Here is a 20,121-nt window from a genome sequence, read left to right as displayed (position 1 = left end):
TGTACGCGATGCTCGCTTTAGACCGATGGCGGTCAGCGGATGCCAAGCTCCTCAATGGCAAGCCTTGATATCTCCGTTGGATCGCCAACCCCGCTTGCGCCGATCTCGAGAACCTTCCTTGCGACGATTTCGGCGATAGGGTCGTCACGATCGACCAGGCAAAGCGAGCGCAGGGTCCGTGTACAGGCCGACCTCAGACATTCAATTTCTTCAGGCCGTAGCTTGCGGCCCTGGAGCAACCGATCGATGGGCATTGATCGCTGCCTACCTCCCCGGGAACCGCGCCCTTTTTGACGGGTCGGACTAAGATGCGTCAGAAGGCGCTCGGGTTGGTCTCGCTATAGCCGCCCGTGGCGTCCCACTTATAAACGACATAGTCGATCTGCCTGATGTCACCCTTGGCATCGTATTCCAGTTTGCCGATCACCGTGTCCCAAGAGCCCGCTTTGATCGTGTCCATCACCTTCTTCGGATCGGTGGTGCCGACTTTGGTTGCGGCTTGCGTCCAGACCTGCACCGCAGCGTAGGTGTATAGCGTGTAGCCTTCGGGATCGATATTTCTGGCCCTGAATTTATCGACGATCGCAGCCGCCGTCGGCTTCTTGCGTGGGTCGGGCCCGAAGGTGAAGAGCGTGCCTGCTCCAGCCGCGCCGGTGATCGAGGCATATTCCTTGTCGGCCAACGCGTCACCCGACATCAGTACGGTCTTCAGGCCCTGTTCGCGCATCTGACGCAGGATAAGCCCCGCTTCCTGGTGATAGCCACCGACATAGACGAGATCGATATTGTCACGCTTCAAGCGCGAGACAATCGCATTGAAATCCTTGTCGCCCTTGTTGTAGGACTCGTACATCTTCTCGATGACGCCAGCCCTATTGAGGGCCTTCTTCGTCTCGTCGGCAAGCCCCTTACCATAAGTGGTCTTGTCATTGAGAATGGCGATCTTCTTGCCGTTGAAGTACTTCGTGATGTACTGGGCAGCCACCTGGCCCTGCTGGTCGTCGCGGCCGCAGACGCGTGCCACGTTCCATAGTTTGCGCTCGGTGAATAGTGGGTTTGTGGAAGCCGGCGTGATCTGTAGCACGCCGCCGTCGGCATAGGCTTCCGATGCCGGGATCGATGACGAAGAGCAAAAGTGCCCAGCAACGAACGGGATCTTGGCGGCGGCCACCTTTTCCGCTACCGATCGCGCCTGCTTGGGATCACAGGCATCGTCCTCAACGTCGAGGGCGAGCTTCTTGCCGAGCACGCCACCGGAAGCGTTGATCTGCTCCACCGCCATCTCGGCGCCGTTCTTCATCTGCCGCCCGAAGGCGGACTCACCCCCAGTTATCGGTCCGGCGACGGCGATAGTGATATCCTCCGCCAATGCCGCGCTGGACAGCATCGATGCTCCAAGTGCAAAGCCAATCAGTTTGAGCGACTTCATGGGGTGATCCTCACAGGGTGAACGCGGCGGCGAGTAAGCTCGAGCAGAGCAAAGCGAGCCCGGCGGCGGTCAGTGCCAGAAAGCAGCCGGAGATAAAGTCATGGTCGCGCATCAAACCCCTTCGAATGCACTGCCATGAGCGGGCAGGAGCCCACCTGCACTTGGTGCGAAACGGTCCGCGCCGCTGAAACACACTCCGGTTCGGTGAGCTATTGGCAGACAGCTCATCGCCCGAAAACAGTACATGGATATTTGCCGATGTCGTTCCAGCAGGGCAACGAACCAAGGCGCCATGCGCAAAGCGAGAGCTGCATGAACGAGTAACGGTAACGTACAACGCGTTCGTCCCGTCTCGTGTTCGTGGCGCATGACCAATCTCACCCCAGCCCGCCAGGTCAACGCACAGGGTTATCTTGGATGGAGACTAGCTGAATCGGACGTCTATGAAAGAAGTAGCTCAGTCCGTAATGTACAGAGCTCGCCGCTTCTGAAACTGCCCGCCTGGATAGGGAATGCCAACAACAATTGGCCCAACAGGACAAGCCATCAATTCCGACGCGGCTGCCATCGATCGATCGGTTGGCATCTGCGGCGCTGCAACCAATCCAAGACCATGAGTGCGAGTGACATGGGAGGCGATGTTGGACCATCCGAAGAGCTTCGGCCCGTCTGCAACGTGCAGGAGAGGCTTGCAGGTGCACGCATTGGCGCCTCATGCAGGACCCACGCTTGCGCGGCTCATTTGCCATCAGCCCCAGATCGTCGGCGGTGACTTGCTTACAACGCCGCGTCGCGCGCTTCAGGTGGCGCCAAAATCAAGAGGCGGAAATGTTCGCGGAGAGGCACGGGCATATCGAGCCGTTCGCAGTGCCAATGGCATGTCGGACCGCTGGAATACACACTGAATGGTGCAATCCATCTCGGCAACGCAGCCGGCGGTGGGCGAAAGAGTACCGGCACCCGTGAATCCCTTCGTCACCGCATGAGCCGTCCTGCACCGTCGGACTTTGGCCCTTTGGATAAGAGGGCATGCTCCTGGTCGAAGCGCTAGGCCAATCTTGAGGTGATCGCGCGAGAAAGAGCATCCGTGCCTTCGCAGATCCTGGTAAGCCGGAACGTTTCGCTATGCGCATCTGGCTCCGCCGCACAGCGTCGTGGCGCTCCACAGGCCCAACACCGCCGAGATGCTTGCAGGCGAAAAGCACGACAGGAGCGCCGGCGATCGGATCAAAGCCAGTGGGTTTGTTGTTTCCCGCCCAAATAGATCAGTCAACGCGGATCGGAGAGGAGCCTAGAGCGTTTTCGAGCGAAGTGGATACCGGTTCGCGTGAAGAAAACGCGTCAAAACAAGAATCTAGAGCCCCGTTCCGATTCAATCGGAACGGAAAAGGCTCTAAGGTAGTGCAAGTCATCGGCACCGGCCCATTCGGCATCAACTTCGTCAATTCCGCCGATCATACCAACAAGCAGCGATAGATGAGGACTTTGTCGAACCCGAAGTCCGCCGGCTGGCAGATGTCATGGTCACGATCCCGACCGCGTACGGGCTGCGCCAGCCGAAGTTTCGCGCCTCTTCGACGTTTGATGATGTGTTTCGCCCGCGAGAAGCGAAGCGGCATCGTCATTGGGCGGCAGCAGGAGCCACGGAGAAACCAAAACAAGGCGCTGAACCGTATGGGCTGCTATGAGTTGTCAGATCCACAATCCTTTCGATTTGGATATGCCGCCGGGGCCTCTTCCTTTGGTGTCGTGGTGCGGAAAGTCGCAACGTTGGCGTCGGACGTCGCGAGCTCCCGCCTTGGCCGCGCTCCGCACGTAGGCTCTCTTACGCACTTTGTTTTGCCGAATGCAGCGAATACGAGCGCGTCAATGCTGGTATGCCGGGCGAGCTGAAACGAACTCAGGTTCCGCCGGCAAAAGCCCTGTCTTTTTATCGCGCGATACCGTTATTGATCCGTGCTGCCATAAACCTGCCATGCTTGACAGTTGTCGATGCTTTCGAGGATATGGCCTCTCGCAAGAAATATGGTGGACATCGCCGCCGATGATCAGGTCCGAGCTCGCTCAGCGCATCGCCGACCGCAACGCGCATCTCTATCCGCGCGACGTCGAAAAAATCGTAGGCGCAATCCTGGACGAAATTGTCGACGCACTCGCTCGCGGCGACCGGGTTGAGTTGCGTGGCTTCGGAGTATTTTCGGTCAGGCTTCGGCGGGCCCGCATGGGCCGCAATCCGCGAACCGGGAAAAATATGCAGATGGACCAAAAGCGTCTTCCGTTCTTCAAGGCCGGCAAGCAAATACGCGAGCGCCTGAAGCGCGATGCGACAAAGAAGGCGATATCCTCACCGAGGTCAGCTGACGAGGGTTTGCCGCAGCCAGCTTCGACTGAAGAATGCTCAGAGGCTTGCCTCGATGCAAGAGGTGCTGCGCGACATCTGGACGAAGACGACCGTGTTCGTCACTCATGAAGCGCTGCTGCTGGCCGATCGGATCATCGTCATGAGCGTGAGGCCCGGCAGGGGTTGTCAACGACATTCCCTTGCCATTTGAGCGGCCGCGGCACACCGAGCTTGTTACCGAGCGCGCGCTTTTGCGTCGGAAACGCCACGAACTGCAATCGTCCTGCAGGTGGTAGCTTCGTTGTCACGCACCCGATCGGCGCTTGCGTCATCGGTCTGTTCAGCGGAAGGGACGCGGCGTCCTTGGCCCTGCTGTGCTGCGCAGGCAACGGCATCCTGACGATCGCACGCCGGACATTGCCGCTCGCGATCTTCGGACCAGAGAACGACGCGTACCGCCTTACCAAAAAGATCTCACCTCCCGACTACAAGTCGGTGATCCAGGCGGTCGCGCGGCGCGACCGCGCCAAGTTTCTCGTCGACGGGATAACGGCCGCGAACAATCTCGGTCTCACAAATGCCGTGCCGGCCAAGGTGGTGGTGTGGACGGATGCGCGAGTGAAGCAGATCAAGCTCGATCGGATGGTCATCGACTTCAAGAAGGTCGCGCCGAGCCGGCTCGCATGGGCGGATCGACCAGCCGCTCAAGTCGTCCAAGCTCTCATCTGGCTCAGAGACGTCCTTCCGTCGGACAAGGACAACGTCATGAAGCGCCTGAAATCCATCCTGCAGAAGGACGGAGGCCTCATCCGTTATGATCTGCAGGACCTTCTTGGAGATTTGCCGGATTGGCTGGTCCCCATCGTGAAAGACCTGCTCGCACGCGCCGGACCGTCGCCCGAAGACGATCCCACTTTCAAGTCGTCTCCCAGCCCGTAGGAAGTCGCCCATGAACGATCTGTCGGAAGTCATCCGCGCCAGCGTCCAAGACCGCCGGGGCCTATTTCAGCAGACCGGCCAACGCCTCGCTTGCGCTCCCGAGAATGTCGAAAAGGATTTCTGGGTCACGTGGACGCTCGACGCGCTCTACAACAAAGCCGGCATCAAACCGCGCCTGCTCTTCAAAGGAGGCACGTCGCTGTCGAAAGCGTTCGATCTGATCCAACGACGGAAGACATTGACATCACCGTGTTCAGAACCGACCTTCTCGGCGACGAATTCCCGTCCGACGACGAACTCCGTGCGATGGGGTCGAAGGCTCGGGCCGACGGCTCGACGAGATCAAGGAGCGCTGCAGCGGCTTTATCAAGGGGGATTTTCAGAAGGCCCTCGCGAAGGTGGCCGCCGAGGAGCTCGAAGGCCTTCAACATAAGATCGAGCCGGATGCGGAAGATCCCGACGGCCAATCGTTACTTTTCAACCATCCGAGCGCGTTTGTCGAGGACGGCGATGACTACGTCCGTCGCGTAGTGAAGATCGAGTCCGGAGCGAAGTCGGCGCTCGACCCGTACAACGACAAAGCCGAGCCCATTCGTCCGGACCAAGAAAAAGGTCCGTCAACACGGTTTCCAGGCCGCCGTATCGCGCGTGCCTTCGTCCGAAACGTACGAAGGTTTGATCTGCTTCATTCGGCACCATTGTCCCTGTTTCTCGTTCGCGCTAAGGGAAACGAGCGAAGGCTTGAAATCCTGAGCTAATAACCAAATGAACACCTACAGCGAGCTAGTACTACAACGGCGCGCGAGTAATCCACCTCGAGCGCGGCTCTATCGGCGCGTTCATGGAGAGTGAGCGCTTCGAGCTGGACGCGCAGCGGGACGTCGTCCGCCGCGTGCCAAGCAGAAGCTCGCGAGTGTCCGCGGCCGCCGCACAGCCGTCAATGAGTTGTGATTTCGAGTGCACTACGGCCCAGCCGGCGCTCTGCCGGCTGCGCTTTGGGAGAGTGAGCCATGAGGATCGACTGCGAGGTTCACGCCTTCCGCCAGGAGGTCCGGCGGGCGACGCCCGTCATCGACGGCACCTTGGAACGGCTGGAAAGCGCGGCGCGCGGCTGCGCGATCACCGGGCTGGTGCTGGTCCAACCCACTTTCCTGCACGGCGACCCGATGGAGCTCTTTACGCAGGCGAGCCGGGCCCAAATGCCGGTGCGACTGGTTCCACCTCTCGTGCAATCGTTGGCGCCTGTGGTCATGGAGGAGTGGGCCCGATCGGGCACCGTGGGTTTGGCGATAACCCTTGATGATCATGACCCGCTGGCTGAGTCCCTCGAGGCAGCCCTTCAACTTGGCTTCCACCTGGAGGTGTCCGGCGGGGTCGAAGGACGAGAGGGCCTCGCAGAGTCGCTGCTGGCCGACGGCCATCGCCTGGTGTTCCGAGACTTCGGACTTGCGGACGGCACTCGCGATCCGACCTGGGACCCTCGATTGGAGCGGCTTCTGGCCCTCGCTGAAGGCGCCGAGGTGTGGGTAAAGCTGTCGGGCATCGGACGTGTCGCGGATGGTTGGGCCAAGGCAGCGGCGGGTCGGCTGCTGGAGAGGCTCGGGCCGGAACAGCTGCTCTGGGGGTCGCAGTGGCCGCACGTGACCGCCGCGCACGCCTATGCGCCAACCTATGCACAGACGTTGGATTGGCTTGAGGAACTCGTCCCAGACGATGACGCAAGAGGACGGATCCTTAGCGCGACCCCTGCTGCGCTGTACGGTTTCCGCAACTAGGCCCCGTATACGGAAACATTCCGTGCGCTGCCATCCGCTATTCACGACTGACGCATCTCTGACCATTCAACAAAGATGGTCGCTTTGCGTCGATAAAGGATGAGCTTGCGCGCATCGAGCGTGGACTTGGAAAGCTGTCGGCTGCCATCAAAGCCGGCGGGACGAGCGAAGCCGTCGCCGAGGACATCAAACGGCTCGAGACCAGAAAAGCGAGGTTGGGGGAGAAGGTCGCGAACGCGGAAGAGCCGCCGCCGCTCCTGCATCCGAATATGACGGAAATCTCCATCAGCGCGTAGGCGCGGCAGGCCACGGCATGCGAGCTGGCACAGCTGCTTTCCTGAAACTTGTCAGCTTCTGGACAGTCAGCTGAGCTGGCACGGCTGTTTTCCTACAACTTGTCAGCTTCTGGACAGTTAGCCCTACTAGCGTGCAATCCGGTCTCTCGGTCACGGACTTGGGCTACCCCATCGGGCGGATCTGCAAGAGACCATGTTCCCACTGCAAGAAAGGAGAGCTGCATGGATTTCAACCGAATCAACGGTGCCGGGTCGTCAAGGTCCCCGGGGGAAGACAACTGGAATCAAGCGGATGACGATTTGCTTCGTCAGGTCATGGATGAAACAAGGGCAAACCAAGCGGGGCCATCATCGGCTGCACCTGAGGAAACATATGATGTCTCATGGGCGGTTCCCCAGAGATTTTCCCATGGCTCTGGACCCGCCCCGCAACAAATGACCGAGAGACTGTTCCACCACGGTCTCCTGCCGGACGCAGACCAGCCGACCATGAACTACGAGATCCGGGGTCATCGCTACACGGCCACGCAAGACCCGATCAGCGGCACTCGTCTTATCCACAATCCTTCGGACGACCAGAGAATTGGCGAGGGGCCGCACGGGGTGCCAGATTTCGGAGCATTCTTCCGGGAGGCCCAACGTCAAGGTCGTCGCGGTGTCCCGCAGCCGGAGCAGTGGGCGCCGACGGCCCTGATCGAGAAGCTGCGTGAGACGGGGTACATGCCTGTCCCTTACCACCCAACAACCATCGCACTCGACGGCAAGCTGTACAAAGCCGAACTAACCGGAGGAGGGTTCGTCAGGCTTACGCGGCAAGGATGAGACTCTGGGGCGATGGCTGAACCGGCGCAACCGGGTTTAGGGTATCCGGTTGCGCATGGCCGAAGCGTTGACGAACGATCCGGACTTTGAGTACCTGATCGTCGATTCCACCTTCGTCCGCGCCGGTACGCCAGCGGCGCAAGAGGGGGGCTCAAAATCAGGCCGTCGGGCATTCGCGCGGCGGCCTGACGACCAAACACCTAGAGCGGAATTGCCCTCCGATGCCGACGCGAGTAACCGTTTTCCTCACATCCGCCGGCTGGACAGCTGTTGTGGTCGTAATCCTGCTCTATCTGATCTTCAGCCCTAACTGAGCGGGTGACCCTAAACGGGACGATCTGTATCGATGCCATAGCGGATGAGCCGGCGAGAATATTCTGCTGGAATTTCTCGCGGATCCTACAGACCGAGCGCAGACCCCGACATGCCTCGCAGCGCGTTCTGCAGCTTCAGTCAACTCTGTTGGCTCGGGCATTAACGCGGAGGCATGGACGCTGTCGGTCGCGGCACGAATTTATCTTGGTGATGGCCGCGCGTTGCCAACATCAGTACGAAAAATAGGAGGAGGATTAAGAGCCCGCGCATATCAAGGCTTATCCCGAAGCTGTACCACAATTGTGGAGCGGATCTGCAGCCGACGGATGAGCGAATTTCGCGGGACTCAAGAAGCCCTGGTGGGCCTGCAAGCGACTGGGCGCCCGCGCGAAGGTGCCAGCGTCAGCTCAGCAGATCGACCCTGCCGGTGTCGAGCCGATACAGACCCCCGACTACCTTCAGTCTGTTCTGTCCAACTGCCGCGCTCAGAATCGGACCCGCCGATTTGAGCTTATTGACGTTATCGATGACATTTTGCCGGGTCGCATTGGCGAACGTATCACCGGCTTGCTGGCGAGATCTCTCTACCGCAGGCGCAAGCGCCGCGACGAGGGATGGAATACGCCCCGGCGGCGGCTTGTCGTCGTGGAGCGACTTGATCGTGGCGTCTATCGCGCCGCAATGATCGTGACCGAGTACCATGATCAACGGCGTGTTCAGCACGGCGACCGCATATTCCATACTGGCGACCGTGTCATCGTTGGCAAAATTGCCGGCGAGGCGGCAGACAAACAGATCACCAAGTCCACTGTCGAAGGCAAGTTCGGGCGCTATGCGAGAATCGGCGCAGCTCAGCACCGCCGCATATGGATTTTGCCCATCGACTAAAGCCTGGCGCTCGCCTTTGAAATCGCCGCCTCGTGATGCGCCCTGAACATAGCGGTCATTACCCTCCAATAGCCGCTTCAGCGCAGCATCAGGCGAGAGCAAGTTGTCCGGCTTGGGCGGCCCTTTTGCTTCCTTCGCGTCAACAATATTGCCAAGCCGCATGCCAACCGCCGAAACAGCGAACAGCAACAGCGAGCGGCGCGAGGGCACGATCATGATCGGATAAGACATGTTCGGAAAACGGTCTGGATGCATTTGTCACTCATCGCGCGGATTTACGCCACCCCGTGGCTTCGGCCTCTGCTTCGCTGCAGAGCCAGCGATCATCCAGCTTCTTCGTCATATCGATTTGTCCGTAACCGAGTTGCTCGGGCAAATGATAAATGCGCTCGCCCTTGCGGCCCACGGTGCCCTTTATCAGACACTCGGGTGAGGGCGGGTCCGATAGCAAAGCGGATCCGAGCAGGAGTTCCTGAGCTTCGGTCGGTACCGAGCTCGCGCCAATAATGATCGTCCCCTTGTTGCGGTGACGCCAGTCCCAAGGCGCGATGAACGCCCCCGACCAAAGGCCCGCATAGGCATTGCTCGCCACAACCTCATAGATAACGTAGGTATGGGTATATCGACCCGATGATAGTGCCCAGCCCGAGCTCACCATCCACGCGCTCACGTCCTCGCCTGCGATGAAGCAGCTCCCGAGTGACCTGCCGTACTCGTCTACCCCTGTGGTGTGACAATCCCACGTTCGTCCGTTCGAATGCTTGATAAGCTCATCGCGAGCAGCTACGCCACAAGCCCATTTCTGGCCATGGGCGTCGAGACAAATCTGATCGGTCTCTGGCGCGTCGATGCCCGAGAGCCGAATTTTAGTTTGCTCGATCTCGATCATATTACCGTCGACGATGCGCGGAGGACCGCTGAGTTTTGCCGCGCAAACCGGAGATGCGATGATAGCGAGCAATGCGGCCATCATCACGCGGTGTTTCATCCCGAAAACGTTTCGCCCTTGGTCCATCCGCTTAGACACCCGTACGGTCCGGCGCCGCCACATTCGACTGCTTGATCGCACCATGTCTGTCATTTGGCCTGTGTTGCATCATCCGGCGTTTGCTTTGTGAAAGCCTAGTCGTGGATTCCACCCTACGTCCTGACGCAAGGTGAGGTTCAAGCGATTTCTTCCGGTGTGTGTTGCGGCATGCTTCCGGCCTCGATGGTCTCTCCTAGTTGGCGCGCACTGTATCGCGCTTGGCCCGCGAGTTCGGCGAAGCTGAGCATGGGGGGATTTCCTCCTCGCACCGTGAGGAAGCCAAACCTTTGGGAAAGGGGCCCGCCGCCATGGAGTATGCCGGCGTCGTTATCATTGCCCCGTTCCCGGGTACCCTCTTAAGCGGTCTCGTCGCTGCACTGGGTCCCGCGTGCCGCCTTCGGCGTCGCTCATGCTCACGCTCGCGCGGGTACCAATCAGCCGCGCGATGCACGCCTGATCGGGGCTTCGGTCCCAAGCATCTCTAGGTCAAATTCCGTGAACGATGGCGCGGAGAGCTGGCCGCGCCGCGGATGATTGGCGTCCACTCGCTGCGTGCGAGCGGCGAGGGCCAAACCGGCTCTCGTAGGCTGGCACGCGGCCGCTTGGTCACGGGGGCGACTTCCTCGCGGTCGATTGCGGAGACGTAACAGGACACGTGTCAACTTTCGGAGCGCATGTTCTTTGCCGTTGCTCCGAGGCGCTCAGCGTCAAGGAGCTGCAGCGCGATCTTGCTCCGTGCGACCATTTGCTGAGGCCTTTCGCGCTTTCTTCAATGCTTCCCGTTCATCTGGTTCTATGCGATCGAACCAAGCGCCAGGAGGAAAGGCCGCGATACGCTTGGCAAAGAAGGATTGCGGTGCCCAATCTTGTCCCTCGCTCTTCTCGAAGGTGATGACCCCATTATGGGTAAAATAATGGGGCCCTGGGGTATTACAGTTCACCAAAAGCAAAACGCGCCACAGATCACTTTTCTCGGTCGGCTTGTCATTCCGCTTTGGCACGTAATCCACTTCGACGGGTTCAATGATATTGCAGCGCCCGTGCCGCAGAAGATTGCCGAGCTTGCCTTGCGCGGTCGTCACGAAGTTGAAGTTGGCCGGATCATGCAGAAATGGAAGATTTGCGTCCTCTTCGCCATCTGTGATTTCACTGGCGATCAACGAGAGCGCCAAGGCGCGCCAGCCCAATTCAATCGGCTTTGCATACGTCGACGCAAGTTTAATCGCCCCATCGGCGGCGATCTTCCAAGCAATAACGTACTGTTCGTCTGATTTATGGTTCCGGTGCCTGGTCCATGAAAGATAAACGTAATCAGTTCGGTCAATTCCTTCAGCGACTCCCCACGTTTGAGGGACGAACTGCGCCACTTTCGAGACCTTGGAGATAATGTGTTCTATAGTGTCACCGTCCTGTGCTCGCCACATTGACTTGACTCGTTCAACAGGGCCGTTGTCGTTGGCGATAACATTGTTGCTCGTCGCAGCCAGCCCGGCCAGGAAGATCAGTGATCGACCGAGACAGAACCAAAGCACACGTCTTCCAGCCATTTTCTTCATAACCGCCGGCCATCTGGTTTTCATCCACACGTCAATTCCAAAGCGGACCAACCTTCAACGTGCTATGCGCGATCGCAAGAAGTTAGCGGCGACGTGACGCGGACGCCCGCCGGTGTCCCGCGCGAACAGGCGCTGTCCCCTCCATGCCACGCGCCGCTAACTTCGATGGCCAGCCAAAGCCTCAATTTGCGATGCTGGACCTGCCCAGGAGGAGAAGCCTGGGCAGGCCGAGGGCCTGCATTCTTCGTGCCAGGTAATAGGTGGCAGTTCGCACGATATTTGTGTCGTCTTTGTTGGCCTTCCGACTTGCGCGCGTATTGATGTTTCCATTCAGCCTATCCGCCGCGACTTCCCCGATTTATCTCTGTCACGCACTGGATCTTCGACCGCGCAGGCGAACGCTTTCCCGCCAGGTTCCTGGCGGCAGCTGGGAGACGGTTTGCGGCCATTGAACCGTTTGGATCGGTGTCGTCGCCGCAACGTCGGCGTTCGATCGCTGCCATGCCTTTGAGCACCTGCAGCCAAGGCGCCCACTGCGGCGGCTTGGCGCTCCTTCGCGACCATGCGACGCTTCTGGAGTTTCGAGGAGGGGCCAGTTGTGCTTGGTGCTCTACTGTCCAAAACGACGCGAGGTCGCTCAACGACGCGAAGTCGATTTCCAGTGCCGAGCATTTGGAATAGACGCCGAGGAAGCGCACCCCTCGAGCAGGCGAATGAGACGGTGGCGTTCGCGCGGCGCAGGCGCGATGGCACGTTATCGGCCCGTCGTTCATCGACGGGTCGTCGCTATTCATGATTGGAGGAGTGCGCTTCCACGCCGTGTCGATATTCGTAAGGCGGGTAGGGGCGTCGAGCCGTGTTAGCTTCGGCTTGAGTTGCTCAATAGTTTCGAGAGTATCTGTCTAACGGGTTGACTCATAAACGGCCTTACCATCCACCCGAACAGGCCAACCGCAAAGACGCCAACAGAAAAGACGCCGAGGGCACTCCAAACAGCCATTTTCATTGCGGGCCTCTCTGCTCTCGTTGAGGCGGTTCGATATGCTTGCTTAGGCAGTATCGCCGAAAAAGACCTGCGTGACGCCTACCAGAATTGGCTGGCATCGTAAGACAATACGCTCGCTGAGTATGCTGTTGGAGTTCCGCATATGTCTTGCACTTGCCAACACCGATCCTTGATCGTTGGTGGAGAAGGCGGACGCAGGGTAGCGCTCTTGATCAACCGTAGCTAACTCACATGAAGACCGTCTGCTCGACGCAATGGCCCTCATCGCGCAGGCCGCCTTTGTCTCTTGCACAGATATGACGCGCGGCTTCACGGCAACGCACCATCCGTGACATGGTCATTGTGACTTCCATGATTGCAGAGCGGCTTCTACATCGAGATCAATAATGGAGGTGGACCATCATTCGCATAAGAGAGGCCATGGCATTAATTTAAGAGGTTGACGGACGAGTTCTCTTGCCGATAATCCCAGTCGTCGAGGTTCTCCGGGTCCCACTTGATCCGGAGCTAAGAGGGAAGCCGGTGCCAATGCCGGCGCTGCCCCCGCAACTGTGAGCGGAGAGCCGCTGTCCAACAGAGTCACTGAAGCCTGCGCGGCTTCGGGAAGGCCGGACAGCGGCGATGACCCGCGAGCCAGGAGACCTGCCCCGGCAATATGTTCGTCCACGGGCGGGGTGTCCCGGTGGTGCGCCAAGCAGCCGTCGCTCGCGCGACTTCGCTGCCTGCGTCCGCCATGGCCTTTGTCCCCAATATGGGGTTAACGCTATGTCTCTTTTCTCGCTTCCGGTTGCCACGCTCGGAACGCCACGCATCGGTCCAAGGCGCGAGCTCAAACTCGCGCTCGAAAGCTACTGGGCCGGAAGAATCAGCGAACAGCAGTTGCTCGAGGACGCAGCCGGCCTGCGTGCTGCGAACTGGGCTCGCCAGACATCCCTCGGTGTCACTGTCATTCCGTCGAACGATTTCTCGCTGTACGACCAGGTGCTCGACACCAGTGTCATGGTTGGAGCCATCCCGGAAATCTACGCGCCGAAAACCGAATCCGTTTCGCTCATGACGTACTTCGCCATGGCACGCGGTTCACAACGCGACGGGCAGGATGCGAGTTGCGGTCACGGACCGCGCGCCTATGGCGCGCCCGCGCAGGAGATGACCAAGTGGTTCGACACCAACTACCACTACATGGTCCCGGAATTTAACCGTGGACAGACTTTCAGGCTGTCCTGTCGCAAGCCTATCGAGGAGTATGAGGAAGCCAAGGCACTTGGCTTTCAGACCCGCCCAGTCCTGATCGGGCCGGTCACATTCTTAAAGCTCGGCAAGAGCGCGGATCCTGCCTTCCAGCCACTGTCACTGCTGGATGACCTGATACCGGTCTATATCGAGGTTCTGCAGGAATTGGCTAAACGCGGGGCAAACTGGGTTCAGTTCGACGAACCCTGCCTCGTCCTCGATCTGGATGAGAGCTCGCGACAATCCTTGCTCCATGCCTATGACCGGCTCGCAAAGGAGGGGCCGGCCATCAAGATCATGGTAGCCAGCTATTTCGGCAACCTCTGCGACAATCTGGACACCGCCTTGCGCCTGCCTGTTGCCGGGCTGCACGTCGATCTGGTTCGCGCGCCACAGTTGTTGGACGAGATCATTGCTGGCGGCCGGAGAGATCTCGTCATGTCGCTTGGCGTCATAGACGGCCGCAATGTGTGGCGGTCGAACTTGTCGGCGCTCCGCCAGCGGCTGGATCCTGCAATTGCGAAGCTTGGCAAGGATCGCGTCCAGATCGCTCCATCCTGCTCGCTGCTTCATGTGCCGGTCGATGTTGAACTCGAGACGGAGCTCGCTTCCGACGTTAAGAGCTGGCTTGCTTTCTCGGTTCAGAAGATGCGCGAGCTCGCGACCTTGGCGCGAGCACTCGCAGGCGACCAGAATGTTGCGAAAGCTCTTGCGGAATCCGAGCGTGCCGCGTCCATCCGCCGGACTTCGCCGAAGATCCGCGATGCCAATGTCGCTGTCCGGCTCAGAGCGATCAACCAGACCATGCGCAGGCGCGCCAGCCCATTTGCCAGTCGTGCCGAGATCCAGCGCAAGCGCTTTGGACTACCGGCTTTTCCTACCACGACGATCGGATCGTTTCCCCAGACCACTGCCGTCCGCAATGCCCGAGCGGCGCATGCGCGAGGCTTGATGAGCGACGAGCAATACGACAAGTTTCTCAAGGAAGAGACGGCGCGCGCCGTACGCTGGCAGGAGGACATCGGTCTGGACGTGCTCGTGCATGGCGAGTTCGAGCGCAATGACATGGTGCAGTACTTCGGCGAGCAACTCGCCGGCTTCGCATTTACCAAGAACGGTTGGGTGCAATCGTACGGCTCGCGCTGTGTCCGGCCGCCGATCCTGTTTGGCGATGTCTCACGGCCGCAGCCGATTACCGTAGACTGGTGGCGCTACGCGCAATCGCTAACCAAGAAACCGATGAAGGCGATGTTGACCGGACCGGTAACGATCTTGAACTGGTCGTTTGTTCGCGATGATATTCCCCGAAGCGAGGTCTGTCGTCAAATTGCGCTCGCGATCCGAGACGAAGTCGGCGATCTCGAGAATGCTGGTGCGACCATGATCCAGATCGACGAAGCTGCCCTGCGCGAAGGATTGCCATCGCGTCGATCGGAGTGGACGGCTTATCTCGAGTGGGCCGGCGATTGCTTTCGCATCTGCTCATCGGGCGTCGCCGATCAAACCCAGATCCATACCCATATGTGCTACTCGGAATTCAACGACATCATCGATGCGATCGCAGCAATGGACGCGGATGTCATCTCGATTGAGACGTCGCGCTCGAAAATGGAACTGCTTGACGCGTTCAGGAGCTACAAATATCCAAATCAAATCGGGCCGGGCGTGTACGACATCCATTCTCCACGCGTTCCCGAGACGGACGAGATGAAGGAGCTCATGGCGTTGGCTCGGAAGCGGCTGAAGGATTCGCAGCTCTGGATCAATCCTGATTGTGGCCTGAAGACGCGCAAATGGGAGGAGGTTCGCCCGGCGCTGGTCAACATGGTCGCTGCCGCCCGTGAACTGCGCGCTGCATCCGATCCAGCAGGCCGTTGATCCAGCCGGTCTCTCGTCGAGAACGTTGATCCGCCTCTGGGCCATTTGAGCTCTCGATCATCTCGAGGGAGTCTTGATGAGCACAAAAAAGCCCGGCCGCTTTTAGCGGCCGGGCGGAAGTCTAGTCTGGGAGGAGCGACGCTGCTACGCATCGCGCCGAACGTCCATCGGCGGAGGGAGGACAGCCGACGGCTCGATCACGGCGAGGACATTCGCCGAAAATCGGAACCCAGTTAAAGCACAAGCTCAACGTAGCTCAATGATGCCGTGGTATGCGGCCGATATCGCCCGGGATTAGAAATCTACACCAAGGTTTGTCGCTGAGAAGCGCAACGCGTTTTCCGGGTCGAGCAAATTTGGGGCGGCAATGCCGGGAGGTTGCGGCATGGACGGGCGCTAAGCGCACCTCGGTGCGCGTTCCGATATGCTCGATCAGCGAGACTATACGAACATTGCCGACTGCAAGGATCTTATAGTCGTGATCAATGCAATGAGCGCCTTGCTATTGATTGAGGCCTGCTTCAGGCCGTCATTTGTTCACCGGTTCCATCCGATAGTCAAGTCTCGGTTCCAACCTCCGTTCGAAATCCTTGTGCGGCTAGATGGAGAGGGCGTAACGACGACGCCTGAAGGCAAACTCGCAGCGGGATGCCGATCAACATGCTCTTCAGTCGTGCGATTGGTGCCAACCCGAAGCATAAGCCGGTTCGGTGATGTCAATTTCGGATTCCGAAACGGTTCGGTTCGGCTTGGTCGGTTTAGACCGTCCGACTGTGTGTGGCCCGGGACCGAGGAAGGTGAGCGTCGAACGCCGATGCGACGCTTCGGACCAGGAACTCTGCGCCATCGGCTACGGAAAGTCGGCCATCGTCAATGACCACGACGCCATCTGCGATAAGGCTGTCGAACCGAGAATGATCGACGACGGCCAACCTCGGATCCCTGCCGTGACGACGGGAGGTCTCGAAGAGATCGACTGCCCTGTCGCACATGATTCGCTCGATGATCTCGGCGCGGAAGCGATCGTCATCCGTCAGCAAATAGCCCTTCGCGGTGGCGAGCCGATCCTCGGTGATGCGTGCGAGGTAGTCCTTTGTCGAGACAGCGTTCGCGACAAACCCCTGTTGCATGCGGCCGATGGCGCTGGCGCCCAGACCAATGAGGGCTTCCGCGCAATCGTCGGTATAGCCCTGGAAATTGCGCCTCAGCCTCCCTTCCTGCCTTGCCTGGGCGAGATTGTCGTCCGGCAGGGCGAAGTGATCGATGCCGACGCGTAGGTAGCCAGCATCAACCAAAGCTTCCGCGATCGTTTCGGATTGGAGGTGCCGCTCGACACTGTCGGGCAGAGTGGATTCATCGATCTTGCGTTGATGCTTCTTGAAGGAAGGAATGTGCGCGTAGCCATAGGCCGAAAACCGGTCCGGATGCAGCTCGAGGCATTTGGCGACGGTGTCCAGGCACGAAGAGACCGTCTGCTGGGGCAGGCCATAGAGCAGGTCGAAATTGATCCGGCCGACGCCGGAGCGGCGCAACCGATCGACCGAAGTCGCGGTCTGTGCGAAGCTCTGCACACGATTGATGGCCCGCTGAACAACTGGATCGAAGCTCTGGACACCAAGGCTCGCCCGATTAACCCCGCAATAGCCTAGCGCCTCGGCCATCGGCTCGCTCAACATGCGTGGATCGATCTCTACGGCGATCTCGGCATCAGGCAGGACAGCAAACCAATGGCGCAACGAACCGACCAGATCCGCGAACGTTTCGGGTGCCATGATCGTCGGGGTGCCGCCCCCGAAGTGGATATGAGAGATCGGCTGTCGTTGACCGATAATTTCTGCGACAAGGTAGGCTTCAGTACGCAGTCCCGCTACATAGATCGCGATCGGCTCGTGGCGTTTCGTGATAGATGTGTGGCAGCCACAACACCAGCACATGTTTCGACAAAATGGCACGTGCACGTAGATTGAGGCGGATTGCCGGGCGCCCAACGACCTGAGCCACATTTGGTAGTCGGATTCGCAAACTGACGCTGAGAAATGCGGGGCCGTCGGATAGCTGGTGTAGCGCGGCAGCCGGTGCCGCCCGTAGGATTGTGCCAAGTCCGGTCGCATTCGGATGCCTTTCTTCCTCGCTAGGCCGATTACCGGACACGCGGCACATAAGCTTTGCGCTGGCTCAAAATACCCTGGTTGCTGATGGTCATGGCGGCCCTGAAACCGAAACTGGTAGAGCATGCCCGCGGCGTATACATCGCACTTTGGATCGCGGTGAAGCGGTCACGCGCCGGGCTCCGCGCGGCCGCAATTGTCCGTCCCTATCGGTCGGCGGACTTGCGAGGCGCCGGTTTCGCGCGATATCAATGCGGCGTAGGCCAAGCCATACTGCCAACTGCCGTGCGGACGGTCACATTATAGAACCTGCCGGCCCCGGAGCTGTGGAGAGGTTCTATGTCGTGTGCGACCGGTGGCTGAAGGAGGCGATCATCGAGCGCAGAAGCCGTGCAGGCAGCGTGCGCCGGCGAGCATCGCCACCTTCATTTCAACAAGATGAGCATAAGCGGTTTCTTCTCATGGAACGCCGGCGATCAATACGGACCATCCGTCTCGGCGCCATTTAGCGGGTTGCCGGCCATTGTGGACAATAATGCGACCGCGCTCCGTTCGGCTTCAACTTCTTGCTCCAATTCTAGAATGTGCGCTCTTAGCGCATCGGAAGTCGCTTCCGCTGTCTCACTGAAGAGCGGATCCCCATGATCGGTGACGGCGGAAGCGATTTCGGTCCAATCCTGAGCCGATAGAGCCTTAAGGGCGGCGGGGAAGAAATCTCGTTCTTCCCACATCATGTGGTGCCGCTCGCGTACTATAAAGTCGCGTACAATGTTGCCGACGTCTTGCCGAAAGATTTCACGATCCGCGAGGACGCCATCAATAGCGTGAGCAAAGCGGTGCAAACGGTCAACGACTTCCTGGTGTTCATGCGCGAGATCGCCGACGATTGCGGCCGCGTCCGGGTCGCGAGTCTTCAGCTTGGAAAAAATCAAGTCTTCCTGGGGATGATGGTACACCTCCGGGTAAACCTCGAAGTAGCTGATGATCGCGCGAATGACCTCGTAGTCAGGGCGGGTCCCGTGCTCAAAGATCTCCATCTCATGTTGGAGGGCGACCAGAAGCAGATCAATGTTGCGATGCTCTCGAAGCAAAGAATCGATGATCATTGCGGTGCTCCATGGAGGAACAATCGAATTCTAGATGCGATTCTTCCATTCGTGCTAGATCGCCGAGTTTTGGTGTCTTTCACTCGCAGCAATCTGTCCGCGCTGTTCGGCGTACAGAAGTAGCGTATTTCACCGCGGTGCTTGCACTGGCGCAAACCCAATTTAACCCAGGTTCTGCAAAAAACGGCTGGGCAACCTGTCGTGACGCAACTCGACTCGGCGCGAGGCCGGCAGGGCGATCACGCCATTCTGCTCAAGCTGTTTAAAGGTGCGCGACACCGTTTCGATCGTCAAACCAAGGTAATCGGCAACATCCCGCCGTGACATCGGGAGTTCGATGGCAGCGTTGTTCGTAGCGCGACGAGACATATCGAGCAGGAAAGTCACGACCCGCTCTTCAGCGCTGCTGATTAAGAGCATCAGATGTTCCTGAAAGCGGTGGAGCTCGAGCGCCATCGCCTCCCACAGCTGTCGTGTGAGTTCCCTCTCGTGACTGGCGCGAACAATGAGGGCGGTGCGCTTCACCATCAGCAGGTGCGTCTCACCGATCGCCTCGGCCGAAGAGATATGGCCTTCTCCGGCCTCGAAGCCGAAGATGTCACCGGGCAGGTAGAACGCACCGATCTGACGACGTCCATCGTGCAGAATCTTGTAGGTCCGTACCGCACCCGACACCACCTGATATAGGTATTCCGCTGCCTCGTTCTCGCCGTAGATCTCGCTATTGCGAGTGAAGCGCATCGGTGTGGCAACCATACCAAACGGTCCGTGGCTACCCGCTTTCCCACGCATGACGTTAGTCGGATGACGGCTGATCTCGTGAAAACTGGCGGCCTGGGCGCACATGGCGAACTCAATCCTGCGAACGTCGATGGTACGCAGATTGGCCACTCGTAACGAACTGGGATATTTGGATGTTTCCCCTAAGTAAAAACCACTAAGTATTTACACGTAAGTTCTGTGAGGAGGCGTCTTGAATGAGTGCGGGCACGGCCCCTTGTTTGCTCAAACACGCTTAAAACCAGCTAGGCCGCTTCGGATCGGAGGCTGCATGCTGGTGGCAGCAGACATTGCGGCATCCCGGATCGATTTGCGCGGGGCGATTCGGACGACATGCTTTGTCATGATCTGATCGGCGCTTGTGGGATCCTGATTGGGAGAGTGGATCATAGAGCTCGGCTTGCGTGACATGTTGACCTGGCTCAACAGCCGGCCTTGCGCTCCAGGATTTCGGAAACCGAAGGAAATCGTGACCTGACCTGGCCTGAAGCTGAGCTCGGGCATCGTCGGATGGCCGGTAAAGAGACTGTTCCGCGAGGCGGTGGTCCTGTTGCTGATCGGGGCCGCTGGCGTCGCCAATGCGCCGATCGCGACCGCGTTCAGACTGCATCTAGTATCTGGC

Annotated in this window: 14 protein-coding genes, 3 pseudogenes and 1 riboswitch; of the genes and pseudogenes, 9 read left to right on the top strand and 8 right to left on the bottom strand. The window is 59.1% G+C overall.

The window, feature by feature from the left end:
- Window positions 1-313 precede the first annotated feature (313 nt).
- Window positions 314-1,429 carry a branched-chain amino acid ABC transporter substrate-binding protein gene (locus AAFG07_RS31530; RefSeq protein WP_342723634.1) on the bottom strand — a complete coding sequence of 372 codons (1,116 nt, stop codon included), beginning with the start codon at window positions 1,427-1,429 and terminating at the stop codon, window positions 314-316.
- Between the two features lie 2,044 nt (window positions 1,430-3,473).
- On the opposite strand from AAFG07_RS31530, the pseudogene AAFG07_RS31525 reads away from it, so the two are divergent.
- The 6 genes and pseudogenes from AAFG07_RS31525 to AAFG07_RS31500 all read left to right on the top strand — a co-directional run.
- Window positions 3,474-3,752: pseudogene (locus tag AAFG07_RS31525) on the top strand (integration host factor subunit beta); the annotation flags it as partial.
- A gap of 321 nt (window positions 3,753-4,073) precedes the next feature.
- Window positions 4,074-4,232: pseudogene (locus AAFG07_RS31520) on the top strand (MFS transporter); the annotation flags it as partial.
- Between the two features lie 33 nt (window positions 4,233-4,265).
- Window positions 4,266-4,709: a DUF6088 family protein gene (locus AAFG07_RS31515; protein WP_342729295.1), complete on the top strand. Its 444-nt coding sequence runs from the start codon at window positions 4,266-4,268 to the stop codon at window positions 4,707-4,709.
- 10 nt (window positions 4,710-4,719) lie between these two features.
- A complete protein-coding gene (locus AAFG07_RS31510) occupies window positions 4,720-5,142 on the top strand; it encodes a nucleotidyl transferase AbiEii/AbiGii toxin family protein (protein ID WP_342723633.1) in 423 nt (140 codons plus the stop codon).
- Window positions 5,108-5,467 carry a hypothetical protein gene (locus tag AAFG07_RS31505; RefSeq protein WP_342723632.1) on the top strand — a complete coding sequence of 120 codons (360 nt, stop codon included), beginning with the start codon at window positions 5,108-5,110 and terminating at the stop codon, window positions 5,465-5,467. The genes AAFG07_RS31510 and AAFG07_RS31505 overlap by 35 nt, the downstream gene beginning before the upstream one ends.
- A 252-nt stretch (window positions 5,468-5,719) precedes the next feature.
- A complete protein-coding gene (locus AAFG07_RS31500; RefSeq protein WP_342723631.1) occupies window positions 5,720-6,484 on the top strand; it encodes an amidohydrolase family protein in 765 nt (254 codons plus the stop codon).
- Window positions 6,485-6,525: 41 nt separating this feature from the next.
- Here AAFG07_RS31500 and AAFG07_RS31495 read toward each other — a convergent pair whose 3' ends face one another.
- Window positions 6,526-6,747 (bottom strand): hypothetical protein, encoded by a 222-nt coding sequence (locus AAFG07_RS31495; RefSeq protein ID WP_342723630.1) that lies wholly within the window; start codon window positions 6,745-6,747, stop codon window positions 6,526-6,528.
- A gap of 255 nt (window positions 6,748-7,002) precedes the next feature.
- Here AAFG07_RS31495 and AAFG07_RS31490 point away from each other — a divergent pair, with 255 nt between their 5' ends.
- Together AAFG07_RS31490 and AAFG07_RS31485 are read left to right on the top strand one after the other, a co-directional pair.
- Window positions 7,003-7,602 carry a hypothetical protein gene (locus AAFG07_RS31490; protein ID WP_342723629.1) on the top strand — a complete coding sequence of 200 codons (600 nt, stop codon included), beginning with the start codon at window positions 7,003-7,005 and terminating at the stop codon, window positions 7,600-7,602.
- 40 nt (window positions 7,603-7,642) lie between these two features.
- Window positions 7,643-7,799: pseudogene (locus AAFG07_RS31485) on the top strand (IS5/IS1182 family transposase); the annotation flags it as partial.
- A gap of 520 nt (window positions 7,800-8,319) precedes the next feature.
- On the opposite strand, the gene AAFG07_RS31480 reads toward AAFG07_RS31485, so the two are convergent.
- The 3 genes from AAFG07_RS31480 to AAFG07_RS31470 form a co-directional block, all read right to left on the bottom strand.
- The gene (locus AAFG07_RS31480; protein WP_342723628.1) at window positions 8,320-9,060 is read right to left on the bottom strand and encodes a carbonic anhydrase; all 741 of its coding nucleotides are present in this window, start codon (window positions 9,058-9,060) and stop codon (window positions 8,320-8,322) included.
- A 7-nt stretch (window positions 9,061-9,067) separates the two neighbouring features.
- A complete protein-coding gene (locus AAFG07_RS31475; protein ID WP_342723627.1) occupies window positions 9,068-9,793 on the bottom strand; it encodes a thermonuclease family protein in 726 nt (241 codons plus the stop codon).
- Window positions 9,794-10,539: 746 nt separating this feature from the next.
- A complete protein-coding gene (locus tag AAFG07_RS31470; RefSeq protein ID WP_342729294.1) occupies window positions 10,540-11,412 on the bottom strand; it encodes a nodulate formation efficiency C protein in 873 nt (290 codons plus the stop codon).
- A 1,443-nt stretch (window positions 11,413-12,855) separates the two neighbouring features.
- Window positions 12,856-13,059, top strand: a riboswitch (cobalamin riboswitch).
- 100 nt (window positions 13,060-13,159) lie between these two features.
- On the opposite strand from AAFG07_RS31470, the gene metE reads away from it, so the two are divergent.
- Window positions 13,160-15,505 (top strand): 5-methyltetrahydropteroyltriglutamate--homocysteine S-methyltransferase, encoded by a 2,346-nt coding sequence (gene metE, locus AAFG07_RS31465; protein WP_342723626.1) that lies wholly within the window; start codon window positions 13,160-13,162, stop codon window positions 15,503-15,505.
- Between the two features lie 758 nt (window positions 15,506-16,263).
- On the opposite strand, the gene hemN is transcribed toward metE, so the two are convergent.
- The 3 genes from hemN to AAFG07_RS31450 all read right to left on the bottom strand — a co-directional run bounded on the left by hemN (window position 16,264) and on the right by AAFG07_RS31450 (window position 19,610).
- Window positions 16,264-17,616: an oxygen-independent coproporphyrinogen III oxidase gene (gene hemN, locus AAFG07_RS31460; protein WP_342723625.1), complete on the bottom strand. Its 1,353-nt coding sequence runs from the start codon at window positions 17,614-17,616 to the stop codon at window positions 16,264-16,266.
- Window positions 17,617-18,089: 473 nt separating this feature from the next.
- Complete coding sequence (locus AAFG07_RS31455) at window positions 18,090-18,719, bottom strand: hemerythrin domain-containing protein (protein ID WP_342723623.1); 630 nt, start codon at window positions 18,717-18,719, stop codon at window positions 18,090-18,092.
- A 162-nt stretch (window positions 18,720-18,881) separates the two neighbouring features.
- Window positions 18,882-19,610, bottom strand: a complete 729-nt coding sequence (locus tag AAFG07_RS31450) for a helix-turn-helix domain-containing protein (protein WP_342723622.1) — start codon at window positions 19,608-19,610, stop codon at window positions 18,882-18,884.
- Window positions 19,611-20,121: the final 511 nt, after the last annotated feature.

The organism is Bradyrhizobium sp. B097 (assembly GCF_038957035.1).
Lineage (GTDB): Bacteria > Pseudomonadota > Alphaproteobacteria > Rhizobiales > Xanthobacteraceae > Bradyrhizobium.
The sequence above is the reverse complement of the archived record's forward strand: the minus strand, read 5'-3'. Positions and strand labels throughout refer to the sequence as shown.

What these genes read in the sequence shown, in the direction of transcription:
- AAFG07_RS31530 (WP_342723634.1), bottom strand. Translation starts at nt 1,429, where the DNA reads ATGAAGTCGCTCAAACTGATTGGCTTTGCACTTGGAGCATCGATGCTG.
- AAFG07_RS31510 (WP_342723633.1), top strand. Translation starts at nt 4,720, where the DNA reads ATGAACGATCTGTCGGAAGTCATCCGCGCCAGCGTCCAAGACCGCCGG.
- AAFG07_RS31500 (WP_342723631.1), top strand. Translation starts at nt 5,720, where the DNA reads ATGAGGATCGACTGCGAGGTTCACGCCTTCCGCCAGGAGGTCCGGCGG.
- AAFG07_RS31495 (WP_342723630.1), bottom strand. Translation starts at nt 6,747, where the DNA reads ATGCAGGAGCGGCGGCGGCTCTTCCGCGTTCGCGACCTTCTCCCCCAA.
- AAFG07_RS31490 (WP_342723629.1), top strand. Translation starts at nt 7,003, where the DNA reads ATGGATTTCAACCGAATCAACGGTGCCGGGTCGTCAAGGTCCCCGGGG.
- AAFG07_RS31480 (WP_342723628.1), bottom strand. Translation starts at nt 9,060, where the DNA reads ATGCATCCAGACCGTTTTCCGAACATGTCTTATCCGATCATGATCGTG.
- AAFG07_RS31475 (WP_342723627.1), bottom strand. Translation starts at nt 9,793, where the DNA reads ATGAAACACCGCGTGATGATGGCCGCATTGCTCGCTATCATCGCATCT.
- AAFG07_RS31470 (WP_342729294.1), bottom strand. Translation starts at nt 11,412, where the DNA reads ATGAAAACCAGATGGCCGGCGGTTATGAAGAAAATGGCTGGAAGACGT.
- metE (WP_342723626.1), top strand. Translation starts at nt 13,160, where the DNA reads ATGTCTCTTTTCTCGCTTCCGGTTGCCACGCTCGGAACGCCACGCATC.
- hemN (WP_342723625.1), bottom strand. Translation starts at nt 17,616, where the DNA reads ATGCGACCGGACTTGGCACAATCCTACGGGCGGCACCGGCTGCCGCGC.
- AAFG07_RS31455 (WP_342723623.1), bottom strand. Translation starts at nt 18,719, where the DNA reads ATGATCATCGATTCTTTGCTTCGAGAGCATCGCAACATTGATCTGCTT.